This window comes from Streptomyces sp. NPDC001781, assembly GCF_053596035.1.
In genome coordinates this window covers 44,656-58,479 of the sequence record NZ_JBSFFI010000024.1, presented here as the reverse complement: position 1 = coordinate 58,479, position 13,824 = coordinate 44,656, and the positions used below count along the sequence as shown (strand labels likewise).

Here is a 13,824-nt window from a genome sequence, read left to right as displayed (position 1 = left end):
CCCCGGGCGACCACCCCGGGACCCGCAGGGGAGAAGGGATGGGGCCGACCATGGGCGACATACGCAGAAGGGGAGCCGTCGCACTCGGGGTCGGCGCGCTGGTCGCGCCGCTCACCCTCGCCGCCACCGCCGCTCCGGCCCAGGCCGCGAGCTGCTCCACCAAGGCGGGTCCGTACCAGAAGCAGGTCGAGCGGTTCCTCGGCCGCACGGCGGACGGCAAGCAGTCCTCGGGGGACTGCTCGGCCATCCGCAGCTTCCAGAACAAGCACGGCATCACGCCGGCCATCGGCTACGCCGGACCCGTCACCTGGGGTGTGATGGACCTCATGAACCGGCAGAAGGCCGTGGGGAAGAATCCCGGCAAGGACGGCAAGTGCCCGGTGAACAAGGGCCGCGTCGCCTGCGTGGACCTCACCCTCCAGCTCAGCTGGATCCAGGACGGCAGGAAGCTGGTCTACGGCCCCGTCCCGGTGCGCACCGGCCGTGACAAGTACGAGACCCGCACCGGCCTGAAGAAGATCTACTGGCGTGACATCGACCACGTCTCCAACCTCTACGACGTGCCGATGCCGTACAGCCAGTTCTTCGACGGCGGGCAGGCGTTCCACTCCGTCGGTCTCAGCATGTGGAACCCGCCGGGCTCCCACGGCTGTGTGAACATGACCACGAAGGACGCGAAGAAGTACTGGTCGCTGCTGAAGAACGGCGACGACGTCTTCGTCTACGGCCGTAAGCCCGGAACCTGAGCACGGCCCGCGTGCGGACGGGCGGGCCGAGACGAACTCGCCCTTCCGCACGGCTTCTTGACGTGATGATTAACACGGTCCGAAATGCCCGAATCGAGCGCACTTATTCACGGCGCCTTCACGGTGACCGGCATATGCTTCACACCATGTCCACCACTGCTGAAGCCTCCTGCGGGCGCTCGGCCGCGGAGGTCAACGAGGAGATCCGGGCCCTGTGGCGCCGGTCGGGCGGCATCCTGACCAGCGAGCAGCGCGCGGAGTACCAGCGCCTCGTGATGGAGTGGGCCGCCGCGGCCCCGACGCCGCGCCGCCCGGTCTGACCGGATCCCGCAGAGCCACCGTCGAACCGCCCGAGGGCACCCGTGACCGGGTGCCCTCCTTTGGCGCGCCCGTATCCGGACGGGGTCAGCCCCAGGTCGCCGAGTAGTGCCGCTGGTACGCCTTGCGGTCCTGTTCGGCACGGAGGTACCGGGTGGCGACCAGTGCGATCACACTGCCCGCGATCACCAGCAGGCCGGGGCCGACGTTGCGGGTGTCGGTGAGGCGGGCCAGCAGGGTCTGACCGTCCACGCCGGTCACCGGTGCCGAGGAGCCGGGGCGGGCCGCGCTCGGCGTCATCCCGCTCCGGCCGGCCTCCGTCGCCGGGGCTGGGGCGGCGCCCTGGGCACCGGCGGGAGGCGTGGCGGTGATGAGCCTCACGTTCAGCGTGCCGAGCGCCTTGGTCACCGGCTGGAAGAAGGTCGTGCCGCCCGTGGCGCAGTCGCCGTTGCCGCCCGAGGTGACGCCGAGTGCGACGCCTTCGGAGAACATGGGGCCGCCGCTGTCGCCGGGTTCGGCGCACACGTCGGTCTCGACAAGCCCGGTGACGGTGCCCTCGGGGTAGTTCACGGTCGCGCCGAGCGCGGTCACCCGGCCGTCGTGCAGCCCGCTGGTGCTGCCGCTGCGGAACACCCGCTGGCCCACGGCCGCGTCGCCCGCGCCGGTGATCCGTACGCCCTTGCCGCCGCCGACCGCGACCACGTCGGCGCCCTGGCCGGCCTTGCCGGTGTCGTACTGGACGAGGGAGAAGTCGCCGCCGGGGAAGGTGCTGGCGACCGTCGCGCCGAGCTGCCGGGTGCCCTGACCGTCCGCGAACCAGATGGAGCCGGTCGGCCCGCAGTGCCCTGCTGTCAGGATGAAGTCCCGCTGCCCGTCGGTGACGTTGAACCCGGCCGAACAGCGGCCACCGGTCGAGAGGATCGGCTGGGCCCCGTTGAGCCGGGTGGTGAACCTGCCCCCGGTCCGCCGCATGGTGACGAAGTCGCCGATGCGTGAGGCGACATGGGTCATCTTCGTCCAGTCGCCGGACGACACCGTGCGGTCCCCGCTCACCACGACCCGGTTGGTGCGGTAGTCCACCGCCCAGGCGGTGCCCGGCACGCGCGGGGCCGAACGCAGTCCACCGGTGGCCGACTTCAGCTCGTCCATGCTGTGGCCGACGACCTTCGCCCGCGCTCCGGCCGCGCGTACCTCGGCGGCGGCCCGTTCGTCGGTGACGGCGACGACCGGACGGCCCTCGGCGTCCACCCAGTTGCCCGCCGAGCGGGCCGTGCCGAGCTTCTCCGCGAGTGCCGCGCCCCTGGTCCCGGCCGTAACGGCGGCGCCGAACGTGGTGGCCGGCCGGGCGGGGGTCTCGCTCGCCATGGCCGCCTGCGCGACCATCCCCGCTCCCAGGAGGAGTCCGCCGACGGCCACCAGCCGTGTCACTCGCCGGACGACCCGCCGTCGTGCGTGCCTCATGCCAGACTCCCGAACCCCGAGCGCGCACCGCCCCTGCCGGCGGCACGGGGCCCTCCGGTCGTGAGCGCCCCCCGTCAGTACGCGGCCGGGGCCTGGAGCGTTCACCGCAGGACACCGTTCCGCCCGGTCGGCCGGGTCAGTTCTTGCGGGCCACCCCGCCGAACATGGCGACCTCCTCGGGCTCGGCGTCCCCGTTGTCCTCGGGGCGCCAGCGCGAGCAGGACACCACGCCCGGCTCCAGCAGTTCCAGGCCGTCGAAGAAGCGGGTCACGTCCTCGGGGGTGCGCTGGGTGAGCCTGGGGGTGCCGTGCTCGTTCCAGAACTTGACCGCCTCGTCCACGTCCGGCATCGAGGGGCTGGTGACGGTGTGCGAGAGCACCAGGTGGCTCCCGGCCGGCAGCCGGTCCACCAACTGCCGCACCAGGCGGTACGGGTCCTCGTCGTCGCCGATGAAGATGACCACGCCGAGCAGCATCAGGGCCACCGGCCGGCTGAAGTCCAGCGTCTTCGCCGCGTGCTCGAAGATCGCGTCGATGTTGCGCAGGTCCTCGTCGAGGTAGTCGGTACGGCCCTCGGGGGTGCTGGTGAGCAGGGCGCGGGCGTGGGTCAGGACCAGCGGGTCGTTGTCGACGTAGACGACCCGTGCCTCCGGCGCCAGGCCCTGGGCGACCTCGTGCGTGTTGTCGGCGGTGGGCAGGCCGGTGCCGATGTCCAGGAACTGCCGTATGCCGAGGTCTCCGACCAGATGACGCACGGCGCGGCCCAGGAAGAGGCGGTCGTGGCGGGCGTACTCCCCGATGCCTGGGTGCAGTTGGCGGATCTGGTCGCCGGCCGCGCGGTCGACCTCGTAGTTGTCCTTGCCGCCCAGCCAGTAGTTCCAGATCCGGGCGGTGTGCGGCTGGCCGGTGTTGATGCGGGCGCGCAGGGACACGGCCACGTCGTTGGTGGCGGCCGGGTTGTCGGTCACGACAGTCAGCTCCTGGGGTGCCTGGGACGGAAGGTACCGGTCAAGACGCAATGTAGACGCCGGAGTTGCTCCGCGCCGCAGGTCCGCGGCATCCGGGGGTGTCGGCGCGGTCCCGGTGAGGTCGCCCTCGTAGACTCGCGGTCATGGACGACGCGCTTGTGTCCCGGCTCGGCTCGGGCAAGTACCTGCTGGTCACCAGCTATCGCAAGGACGGCACCCCGGTGGCCACCCCGGTCTGGGTCGTCCCCGACGGCGATGCCCTCGGTGTCTGGACGGCCGCCGACAGCTACAAGGTCAAGCGCATCCGCCGCCGCGAGGACGTCCTGGTGGGCCCCTGCGACATGCGCGGCCGCCCGACCGGCGCCCCGCACCCCGCGCACGCCGAGATCGCCGACCCCGCCACGACGGCCCGCTACCGCACCCTGATCGCCCGCAAGTACGGCCTCGCGGGCCGCCTGACCCTGCTCGGCAGCAGGCTGCGCCGGGGGACCGAGGGCACGGTGGGAATCCGGATCACGTTCCCGGCCTAAGGGCTGTCCCGTAATCCACGGTGGATCAGCGCGCGGCGCCAGATGCGGTGCATCGCAAGGCGGAGGGTCGTCCGCATACTGGGTGTATGCGGATGATCCGGCAACGCGGCGAGGTGCCGTAGCTGTCGTCGCGCGCCCGCCGGGGATTGCGGGACAGCCCTTAGGGTCTTTCGTCCGGATCAGGCCGGGCTCGCGGGGTCCTGCCTGATCCGGACGAAAGACCCTGACCCCCCGGCACCGCTGTTCCACATGCTCTGATCCGCCGGACAGGCCCCAGCCGGCCGCCTCAGGTCCACGCCCGGCACGACTCGTCCAGCAACTGGAAGACCGGCTCCCCGCGTACCGGGTCCTGCGCCGTGGACAGGCGGACACGGTCGCCGCTGTGGATGCCGATCGGGGGGCCCATGACGCGGCCGCGTACGACGAAGCCCTCGGCGAGTTCGACGAGGGAGACGTTGCGGGCGGCGGGGGTGTTGCGGTGCACGGTGCTGGAGTGGCGGACCGTGCCCACACCCTCGCTGCGCTCGGTGCGGAGGTCGCTGCCCTGGCAGACCGGACAGAGGAGACGGTGGTACATCGCGGTGCCGCACCAGCCGCAGCGCTGGTACTCGATGGAGTCGGCGGGGCGTTCGGTGAGGAGGCTCGCCGAGCCCGCCACCGGCTGTGCCGTTCCTGCTGAGTGGTGGTACACGCTCGTCAACTCCCTGCACTGGGCCGGAATCCGCTCGTGCCCGATGCCGTGCCACCGTGCACGAGCGACAGCGTATGGCACTCAGTGTCACTCGTAAAGGAACTGCGTACCCTGAATTACCGGTTGTCGCCCCGGGCCGCCTCGAACTGCCGCACCACCTGCCAGAGGGGAGCGTCCCGGCGGGCCACCAGGACGACGACGTCGTCGGGGCGTGGCGGCTCGGGCGGGAAGGGGGAGGGCGCGGGCCGGGCCGGCGTGTCTGCGAACGCCGCCTGTACGCGGCCCAGCGCGTGGTCCACGGCCGCCTCCGCGTCCCCCGTGCCGTCCGAACGCAGCCACGAGCGCAGGGCGTTGTTGTGCGCGGCGACCACCGCGGCCGCGATCACGTCCGCCCGCAGCGTGCCGTCCGGCCGCCCCGCGAACCGGCCGCGCAGATACGCGGCGAGCGCGCGCTCGTAGCGCCAGACGACCGACAGCTCGTAGGTCCGCAGCCCCGGCACCCGGCGCGTCAGCCGATAGCGCTGGACCGAGAAGGCCGGGTTCTCCGCGTACATGCGCAGCACCAGCCGGGCCGCGTCGCACACCCGTCGCACCGGCTCCGCGTCGTTCTCGCCCGCCGCGAGGAACGCGGTCATGTCGGCGAGGCAGCTCTCGTGGTCGGGGAAGACCACGTCCTCCTTGGAAGGGAAATAGCGGAAGAACGAACGCCGTCCGACCTCCGCCAGCGCCACGATGTCGTCCACCGTGGTCTGCTCGTACCCGCGCTCCAGGAAGAGCTGGAAGGCGGCCGCGACCAGGGCGTCCCGCATCGGCGGCTTCGCGGGCGACGCCGCACTGCTGGTGCTCATGGACGGGAACGTAGCATCCGGGGCCCGAGCCTGGCACTGAGTGCAGCGCAAGCGGTCTTCCGAGGGAACGGAGTGCTCCACACGGGCCCGGCGATCATCGTCCACCTGCTGCGACGTAACCTTTCTCCACCCTGTCGGCACCCGGCCCGTACGAGGAGATCGCGTATGCCCTCCGCCCGCCCCCGCCTGCTCTACGTCACCGACCTGGCGTACCCGGCCCGCGGGCGTCGCTACGGCGACGAGGACGTCTTCCTCACCTCCCGGCTGCGCGACCGCTTCGACCTCGCCCTGTGCCACCCGATGGACGCGGCCGCGCTGATGGAGGGCTTCGACGCCGTAGTGGTGCGCAACAGCGGCCCCGTACTGGGCTACCACGCGGAGTACGAGGCGTTCCGCGCCCGCGCGCTCGAGACCGGTACCCGCGTCTACAACCCGCTGACCGGCAAGGCCGACATGGCCGGCAAGGGGTATCTGCTCGACCTCACCGCGGCCGGGCTGCCGGTCATACCCACCGTCGACCGCGCCGAGGACCTGCACCGGCTGCCCGCCGCCGACCGGTACGTGGTCAAGCCGACCTACGGCGCCGACTCCCTCGGCCTGCGCACCGTCCCGGCGAGCCGCGTCGCCGACGCCCCGGTCGCGGACGGCTCGGTCCTGGTCCAGCCGCACATCGACTTCGTCCACGAGGTGTCCTTCTACTTCGTGGACGACGACTTCCAGTACGCCCTCTACGCCCCCGACCCCCGCGACCGCTGGGACCTCAAGCCGTACCGGGCGACCGCCGCGGACCTGGAGTTCGCGCGCGGCTTCGTCGACTGGAACGCGCTCGGCCACGGCATCCAGCGCGTCGACGCCTGCCGCACCCTGGCGGGCGAACTGCTCCTGGTCGAGCTGGAGGACCTCAACCCCTACCTCTCCCTGGACGTCCTGCCCGAGGAGGAGCAGGACGCCTTCGTGGGCACGCTCACCGCGTCCCTGAGCCGCTTCGTGCTGGCGGGTTCACTGACCCCCGCCTGACGCGGGCCCGCTGAACGGCACCGCCCCGCGCTCCGTATCCCCCGGCGAGGGACGGAAGGAGAGCAGCGTGCCGACACCCCCCGATCCCGAACGCCCGCGCCCCGCAAGGGTCGTGGAACCCGTACGCGTCCTGCGCGCCCGGCCCGCCGACGCACTCGCGGAGCTGATGCGAGAGCTGATGCCGGAACCGGGTGAGGGTGCGCGGCACCCGCCTCCCGCCGACACGGAGGCCGACGCCGACACCGAGGAGCTGCCGCCGGTCCCGGCCGAGACCACGGCGGCCCCGAGGCCACGCCGGCGGCGCCGGGCCGTCGCACCGGCGTTGGCGGCAGCCGCCGTCGTCGGCCTCGGCTGCGCGCTCCTGCTCCCCGACCTCCAGGAATCGACCGCGCGCCCCGCGCGGTCTTCCGTCCCTTCCGCTCCCCCGGCGGCAGACCCCGACGGCCCCGGCATCCTCCGCCAGGGCGACTTCGGCCCGGAGGTCACCGAGCTGCGGCGCCGTCTGCTCAGCATCCCCGACGTCTTCCGCGACGGCTCGGCCACCGGACCCTACGACGCCCGACTGGCCGCGGCGGTCGCCCGGTTCCAGCTCTGGTACGGCATCCGGGGCGACGAGAGAGGCGTCTACGGCGACGACACCCGCCGCGACCTCGAGGCGCGCTCCGGCACCGGCTGAGCCCTCACTCCTCCGGCAGCCGGACGTCCACCACGCACACATCGTCGCGGTGCGCGTCCACCAGCATCGAGGCGAGCAGCGAGTCCAGGCTGTCGCCGCCCTCGGCGCGGACCGTCCGGGCCAGCCGGGCGAAGCCCGCGAGGATGTCCTCGCCGGGGCGCTCCACCAGACCGTCGGTGAACAGCAGCAGCCGGTCACCGGGTTCCAGCCGGGTCTCGGCGGAGTCGTACACCGGGGTCGCGCTCGCGCCGAGCAGCATGCCGACGGGCCGGTCGAGGAAGCGGGCCGAGTCCCCGCGTACCAGCAGCGGCGGCGGGTGCCCGGCCTGGGCCCAGGTCAGCACGCGGGTCACGGGGTCGTAGCGGGCGAGCACCATGGTGGCGGTGGAGCGGCCGTCCCGCGAGTGCAGCAGCAGAGTGTTCAGCCGGTTCAGCGCGCCGGTCAGCGAGGAGCCGGTGCCCACCATGCCCTTCGCGGTGAACCGGAGCTGAGCCATCGTGGCCACCGCGTCGATGCCATGTCCGGCCACGTCGCCGACCACGAACAGGGCCGCGTTGTCGGAGAGTTCGACCGCGCTGAACCAGTCGCCGCCGACCTGGAGACCCGACTGGCCCGGCAGATAGGCGACTTCCACCCGCAGACCGCCCAGCCGGACCCGCCCGGACGGCAGCGGCAGCAGTGCGTGCTGCAACCGGCCGGCCAGCGCGCGTTCGGCATGGAGCACCCCGCGCTGGAGCAGCATCGCCCGCTCGCTCTCCACCAGCGCGAGTTCGGCGCTGCGCTGGGCGGTGATGTCCTGCACGAACCCGTGCACCTCGGCGGGGGTGCCGTCCGGCTCGGTCACCGCCTCCGCGACGATCCGCAGGTGCCGCACCCCGCCCGGCGTGTCCACCCGGAAGGGCACGTCGAAAGGGCGGGCGTGACGCACGAGTTCGCTGATCGCGGCACGCAGCGGAGCCGCGTCCTGCGCCGCCGCCAGCCCGGGCAGCTCCGCCAGCGGCACCGGTCCCCGTGCCGCGTTGAGACCGAGCACGGCGTACGTCTGTGCCGACCAGGAGACCTCGCCGGTGACCAGGTTCCAGTTGGCCCAGCCGAGGTTGCCCAGCCGCTGCACGTTCCAGAGCCGCTGTTCCTGCCGCTCCACCGGGTCCAGCCGCAGCCAGGTCACCAGCAGCCCGTCGCCCAGCGGTGCCGCCCGCACGGAGTACGTCGCGGTCACCGGTACGCCGTCCACCACGTCCTGGTAGGCGAAGGGCGCGCTCTCGAACGGCACTCCCGTGGTGAGCGCCGTCAGGTAGCCGTGCCACAACTGCTCGGCCGCGACGGTGGGATAGCTCTCCAGGATCTGCCGGCCCAGCATCTCGCGCCCGCTGTTGCCGAACACGTCGACCGCCTCCTGGCTCGCGGCCTCGATCCGGTAGTCCTCGACCGCGCCGGACGCGGCGCGCAGCGGGCGCAGCAGGATCGCGGCACCCGGCAGCGCGTCGAGCACCGTCTGCACGTACGGGGTGATGCCGTCCGCGTCGTCGGCCCGGTCCGCGTCGAAGGCGCGCAGACGGCCCGCGCACAACCGGGCGGCGCCCAGCAGCAGCTGCCGCTCTCGGGGTTCGAACGGTCCTTCCTGAGTGCGCAGCACGCCGAGCGCCACCCCTGAACCGGGCCCGCCGGGGACCGGCAGCCAGGCCCGCGACAGCCAGCGCTCGGGCGGGTCCCCGAGCAGGTAGCGGCGTCGGTCCTGGGCGAGATCCTCCAGCCAGTGCGGCTCACCCGCGCGCAGGCAGTCCAGCGGGGCGAGCCTGTTCACCTCGGGCATCTGGTGCCAGCGCCCGGCGAGGGCGGCGTCGACGCCCGCGTACCCGATGAGTTCGAGGCCGTCCCCCTGGACGTGCTGGTACAGCAGGACGGCGTCGGCCGCCGCGTCCGGGCCCAGATGGCGCAGCAGGACCCCGGCCAGCTCCTGCGGCGAGCCGACCCGTACCAGGGCCCGGCCGAGGTCGGCCAGGACGTCCGCGAGGTCGCCGGGCACCGTCGGTGCGGGCCTGCGCGAGGCGGAAGCCGGCACCGGCAGCCCGGCCGGTCCGGCGTCCGGCGCGGCCGGCTTCGGGAGCTCCAGCGTCCCCAGGGTGAGCCAGCACTCCTCGATCAGGGTGCGGCGCCCGGCCTCGGCACGGGCGAGCAGCTCCTCCTGGGCGGCCTCGGCGGACCGGCCGGTCAGGGCCATCAGCGCGCCCTTGGCGCGTTCCAGCACCGCCGAGGACGCGGTGAGGTCCCGCAGCCGCTCCATCTCGGCGCGCTGCCGGGCCACGACTTTGGCCAGCGCCGCCACATCGGCGCCGAAGCCGGTCTCCGCGGAAGGGGTGGGCTCGCTCGTCACGCGACGAGCATCGCACACCCCGGCCGCTCGCTCACTTGTCCGGCCGGACCGCTCCCATCAGGGGCGGCGAGTGCCGGATCAGGTGCGCGAGGAGCGGGGTCAGCGGCCGGTGCCGCGGGTGCCCAGCGCCTCGGAGACGGCACGGACACTGCGCGCGATGTGCTGGAGCTGGAGCAGCTCGGCGGCGTACAGCTTGATGGTGTGCTCGATGACCGACTCCGGCAGCCCGAGCACCGGCAGTTCGGCGCGGGCGGTCTGGAGCGCGGTGCGGGCCACCCGGATCTCCTGCTGCACCTGGAGCCCGGCGTGCCGGGCCAGCAGGACGGGGTGGCGGATCAGCGCCGGGTAGCTGGCGTAGCGCGCCGGGACGAGTTCGCGCAGCCACTTGGCCGCCGAGCGTTCCCAGTCGTAGCTGCCCGGCTGCTTGACCTGGCAGGGCCAGTCGGGACTGATGCGCGTGGTGGTGATCGGCATGCTCATCGCTTCCGGTGTGCCTCGTCGCGGGAGAGGGGGGTCCGACGGGTGGGGGCGGCCCTGGCCCGGGCGGGCCGGACGGAGGCCGCCTCGGAATCCGTGAGCAGTATTTATATATGCCAACTGCTTTGCAAGACGGATGAAAACATTCATCCGTGCCGCAGCCGGGAAGGAGTGCGGGAAACCCGCCGCCGATCAGTCCCGCAGGAAGAACTGCTGCTGTTCGGTGACCTGCTCGTACTTCTCCAGCCGGGCCTGGGTGCGCTCGGGATCGGCGTCGGTCATCGCCTGGAGCAGCGCGGCGGCCAGCAGGCCGGGGGCGGCGTAGGAGTCGAAGACCAGCCGGGAGCCGGTGCCGGTGGCGAAGGTGACGTCGGCCTCCTCCGCCAGCGGGCCCAGCGCGAGGTCGGTGACCAGCGCCACCCTCAGCCCCGCCTCCCGCGCGACCCGCAGCGCGGCGAGCGTCTCCTGCGCGTGCCGGGGCATGGCGAACGCCAGCACCCAGGTGCCGCCCGCCTCACGGGACTGCAGCAGCGCGTCGCACGCCACGCTGCCGCCCCGTGTCACCAGCCGGACGTCGGGGTGGATACGCCGCGCCGCGTACCCGAAGTACTCCGCGAGCGACCCCGAGATGCGCAGCCCCAGCACGGTCAGGGGAGTGGAGCGGGACAGCTCGCGGCCCACCCGGACCACCCGGTCGGGGTCGGCCAGGTCGCGGCGCAGATGCTCCAGGTTCTGGATCTCCGCGTCCACGGCCGCCTGCAACTCGTTCGCCCGGTCCTCCTCGCCCGGACCCGCCAGCGCGCCCAGGGCGATCGACTGGAGCCGCTCCCGCAGCGCGGGATACCCGCTGAAGCCCACGGCGGAGGCGAACCGGGTCACCGAGGGCTGGCTCACCCCGGCCCGGTCGGCCAGCTCGGTGATGGACAGGAACGCGGCCTCGGTGAGGTGTTCGATCAGGTACTGCGCCACCCGGCGCTGCCCCGGGGAGAGCCGGGGCCCGTCGAACAGCGCCCGGAGCTGGGAGGTCGGCGCCGCCTCGGTGCCCGTGGCCGTCCCGCCCGAGGTGATCGCTGATGCCTGGGCGCGAGCCTGCTGCGGCGAGGGCGCCGGTCCGTCCACTTTGTCTCCCACGACGAGTCAACATAGCTCACCGCCCCAGGTGGCCCCGCGTGTTGGTCCGGGGAGTCAGCGCCGGTACACCGTGATCGAGTGCCCCACGTCGTCCACCGGCCGGCTCGTCCGGATCAGCTCCGCCAGCCGCCCCCGCGCCTTGGCGGCGGCCGAGTCCGACACCACCAGCAGCCCGCGCACCCGCTCCGGCGGCACCGTGAGCGGGGCGCCCGCGCGGATGCCGTAGTAGGACGGGACCCCGCTGCCCTTGTAGACCAGCCACACCCGCTCGCCCGGGTACCGCTCCCGCAACCGGTCCGCCAGGACGCCGAGGTCCTGGCCCCAGTCCACGTTGGAGTCGTGCAGCAGCCGGTGCGTCCGCGCGGGCCCGCCGAACGCCTCGTTGGCGTACGGCAGGTAGTACGGGAAGGTCCGCAGAGAACTCACCGCCACCCACAGCACCAGCAGCCCGGCCGGCGCTCGCGCCCACCGGCGCCGCCAGAGCGCGACGCAGCCCCCGGCCGGCGCCAGGAACACCGGGACGAACAGCGCGTACCGGGTGCCGAAGTCCCGCGCTCCCGTCGACGCCACCGCCAGCAGCAGCAGGGGCGGCAGCAGCAGGTACGGAGCCGCGGGGCGCAGGCGGGGCGACGCCAGGACGCTCACGGCGCCCGCCGCGCCCAGGGCGAGGAGGCCGAGCGGGGTCTTCACCAGGAGGGCCGCGGGCAGGTAGTACCAGAGAGCACCGGTGTACACCCGGCCGAACAGGAAACCCTCCCACGGGTGGTACTCCATGGCGAACTGCGCCCGCAGTCCGGCGCCGTAGGCGGGCGGCAGCGGCAGCAGGCCGCTCACCAGCGCCCGCTTGCCCGCCAGCGGCGGGACCGGCTCGGCGGGCGCGAAACCGAGCTGTGGATCGACCGCCAGGTAGGCGGCCCAGACGACGGCCACCGCCACCGCCGGCACCGCTGCCGCACCCCCGAGCGCCGACAGCGCCCTGCGCCGCCGCCCGGCACCGGCTCGCGCGTGCCACACCGACCAGGCGGCCAGCGGCATCAGCAGCGGGATCGCCGGCAGCGCGCTCATCTTCGTCGCCGCCGCCGCGCCCAGCGCCGCCCCGGCGAGCGGCACGTGGAGGCGGGGACGGTGCCGCGCCCGCCAGGCCAGCCAGACCGAGGTCAGCAGGAAGACGGTCGCCGGGAGGTCCAGCGTGGCCAGCGAGCCGTGGGCGACCACGTCGGGGCAGAAGGCGTACAGCGCGAGCGCCACGAGACCGGCCGCCCTCCCGGCCAGGTCCCGTGCGAAGGCGAACACCACCAGCCCGCCGAGCAGTGTCAGTGCGATCACCGGCAGCCGCGCCCACAGCATCAGCCGCCCGGGGTCGTTCCCCGCCCCGTACAGCAGATGCCGGCCCGCCTCGCCCTGGGTGCCGGGGAAATCGGGGTCGTAGTGCGGGGCGGCCACCGCGACCCCGGCCGCGATCAGGAGCTTGCCGAGCGGCGGGTGCTCGGGGTTGTAGCGCAGCCGGTGCTCGTGGAGGTAGTCGGTGGCGGTGACCACGTACACCGGCTCGTCGATGGTGGGCGTCTGCCGGACGGCCGTGGTGGCCATCGCCGCCGCCATCTGGGCCAGGAGCAGCGCCACCAGCACCGGGACCAGCCATCGGCGGCCAGGGGGGCGGGAGAGCGGGGGTGCCGGGGGCGCCGGTGCGGTGATCGCCCCGGTCCCGAGGTGTTCGCTCGCCATCATCCGCCCCACGGTGGCACGGGCCGCACCGGTCCCGGCGCCGATCCGGCCCCGCCGGGGCCGTGGCCGCGCACCGTTCCCGCGACCGGCGGTGCCACCGCCCGCACCGGCCCGCCCGGCGGTCCCCCCGCCGCGCACCCACGGATACGGGGCCCGGCGGGCGCCGGTTCAGCCCCGGCCGGGTCCGGGCAGCGACGAGGCCGGTATCACCAGGTCCGCCCGGTCCCGCGTGGTGGCGATCAGGTCGGCGTTGCGCTGGTCGGTGCCCAGCACCCAGGCGACAGCCGCCGTGTGCTCCTTGCCGAACTCCACGTGCCGGGCCACCAGCCGCCGCACCCGCTCCGGCTCGTCGACCTCGCAGTACCAGACCTCGTCCAGCAGCGGCCGCACCCCGGCCCACGAACCCTCCTGCAGCAGAAGGTAGTTGCCCTCGGTCACGACCAGCCGGGCCGCCGACGGCACCGGGATCGAGCCCGCCACCGGCTGCTCCAGGTCCCGCTCGAAGGCGGGTGCGTACACCACCTCGTCCCCGTCGGCGGGGGCCTCGCGCAGCCGGCGCAGGAGCGCCGCGTACCCGGCCGCGTCGAAGGTGTCCGGGGCGCCCTTGCGGTCCCGGCGGCCCAGCCGGTCCAGTTCGGCGTCGGCCAGGTGGAAGCCGTCCATCGGGACGTGCGCCGCCCAGGGCGGGCCGTCCGTGTCCAGGGCGCGTACGAGGTGCCGGGCGAGAGTCGTCTTGCCCGCTCCCGGACCGCCCGCGATCCCGAGGATCGCGCGCCGCCCGTCCCTGACCAGGCTGCGGGCGCGGATGAGGAGATCGTCGAACGTCGGCGGCATGCGGCAGAGTGTGCCACCGGGCGGGCGCC

The 13,824-nt window shown here is 73.6% G+C and carries 14 protein-coding genes; 5 read left to right on the top strand and 9 right to left on the bottom strand.

Translation table 11 applies throughout. The features are described from left to right. Positions 1-50 precede the first annotated feature (50 nt). The gene (locus ACWCV3_RS21555; protein WP_451226439.1) at positions 51-746 is read left to right on the top strand and encodes a L,D-transpeptidase family protein; all 696 of its coding nucleotides are present in this window, start codon (positions 51-53) and stop codon (positions 744-746) included. Between the two features lie 134 nt (positions 747-880). Further along, positions 881-1,066, top strand: a complete 186-nt coding sequence (locus ACWCV3_RS21550; RefSeq protein WP_086696398.1) for a hypothetical protein — start codon at positions 881-883, stop codon at positions 1,064-1,066. Positions 1,067-1,151: 85 nt separating this feature from the next. On the opposite strand, the gene ACWCV3_RS21545 is transcribed toward ACWCV3_RS21550, so the two are convergent. Both ACWCV3_RS21545 and ACWCV3_RS21540 read right to left on the bottom strand, forming a co-directional pair. Next, positions 1,152-2,525 carry a S1 family peptidase gene (locus ACWCV3_RS21545; RefSeq protein ID WP_451226435.1) on the bottom strand — a complete coding sequence of 458 codons (1,374 nt, stop codon included), beginning with the start codon at positions 2,523-2,525 and terminating at the stop codon, positions 1,152-1,154. A 136-nt stretch (positions 2,526-2,661) separates the two neighbouring features. Beyond that, positions 2,662-3,492 (bottom strand): SAM-dependent methyltransferase, encoded by an 831-nt coding sequence (locus tag ACWCV3_RS21540; protein WP_451226432.1) that lies wholly within the window; start codon positions 3,490-3,492, stop codon positions 2,662-2,664. A gap of 143 nt (positions 3,493-3,635) precedes the next feature. Here ACWCV3_RS21540 and ACWCV3_RS21535 point away from each other — a divergent pair, with 143 nt between their 5' ends. Beyond that, on the top strand, positions 3,636-4,022 hold the full coding sequence (locus tag ACWCV3_RS21535) for a PPOX class F420-dependent oxidoreductase (protein WP_451226430.1): 387 nt from the start codon (positions 3,636-3,638) through the stop codon (positions 4,020-4,022). Positions 4,023-4,308: 286 nt separating this feature from the next. On the opposite strand, the gene ACWCV3_RS21530 is transcribed toward ACWCV3_RS21535, so the two are convergent. Continuing rightward, positions 4,309-4,713: a Zn-ribbon domain-containing OB-fold protein gene (locus tag ACWCV3_RS21530; protein ID WP_451226427.1), complete on the bottom strand. Its 405-nt coding sequence runs from the start codon at positions 4,711-4,713 to the stop codon at positions 4,309-4,311. Between the two features lie 116 nt (positions 4,714-4,829). After that, positions 4,830-5,561 carry a TetR family transcriptional regulator gene (locus tag ACWCV3_RS21525; protein ID WP_451226424.1) on the bottom strand — a complete coding sequence of 244 codons (732 nt, stop codon included), beginning with the start codon at positions 5,559-5,561 and terminating at the stop codon, positions 4,830-4,832. A 165-nt stretch (positions 5,562-5,726) separates the two neighbouring features. Between ACWCV3_RS21525 and ACWCV3_RS21520 the strand changes: the two genes are divergently transcribed. Together ACWCV3_RS21520 and ACWCV3_RS21515 are read left to right on the top strand one after the other, a co-directional pair. After that, positions 5,727-6,578, top strand: coding sequence for a hypothetical protein (locus ACWCV3_RS21520; protein ID WP_451226421.1), 852 nt, complete (start codon positions 5,727-5,729; stop codon positions 6,576-6,578). A 67-nt stretch (positions 6,579-6,645) separates the two neighbouring features. Beyond that, positions 6,646-7,254, top strand: a complete 609-nt coding sequence (locus ACWCV3_RS21515) for a peptidoglycan-binding domain-containing protein (protein ID WP_451226418.1) — start codon at positions 6,646-6,648, stop codon at positions 7,252-7,254. Positions 7,255-7,258: 4 nt separating this feature from the next. Here the strand turns inward: ACWCV3_RS21515 and ACWCV3_RS21510 are convergent, their stop codons facing one another. The 5 genes from ACWCV3_RS21510 to ACWCV3_RS21490 form a co-directional block, all read right to left on the bottom strand. Then, a complete protein-coding gene (locus ACWCV3_RS21510; protein WP_451226558.1) occupies positions 7,259-9,538 on the bottom strand; it encodes a SpoIIE family protein phosphatase in 2,280 nt (759 codons plus the stop codon). A gap of 189 nt (positions 9,539-9,727) precedes the next feature. Then, positions 9,728-10,108, bottom strand: coding sequence for a hypothetical protein (locus tag ACWCV3_RS21505; protein WP_451226415.1), 381 nt, complete (start codon positions 10,106-10,108; stop codon positions 9,728-9,730). Positions 10,109-10,297: 189 nt separating this feature from the next. Continuing rightward, entirely contained in the window at positions 10,298-11,236 is a 939-nt protein-coding gene (locus ACWCV3_RS21500; RefSeq protein ID WP_451226412.1) for a MurR/RpiR family transcriptional regulator, read from the bottom strand. A 54-nt stretch (positions 11,237-11,290) separates the two neighbouring features. Further along, complete coding sequence (locus tag ACWCV3_RS21495) at positions 11,291-12,964, bottom strand: phospholipid carrier-dependent glycosyltransferase (RefSeq protein ID WP_451226409.1); 1,674 nt, start codon at positions 12,962-12,964, stop codon at positions 11,291-11,293. Between the two features lie 165 nt (positions 12,965-13,129). Continuing rightward, positions 13,130-13,795: a nucleoside/nucleotide kinase family protein gene (locus ACWCV3_RS21490; protein WP_451226407.1), complete on the bottom strand. Its 666-nt coding sequence runs from the start codon at positions 13,793-13,795 to the stop codon at positions 13,130-13,132. Positions 13,796-13,824: the final 29 nt, after the last annotated feature.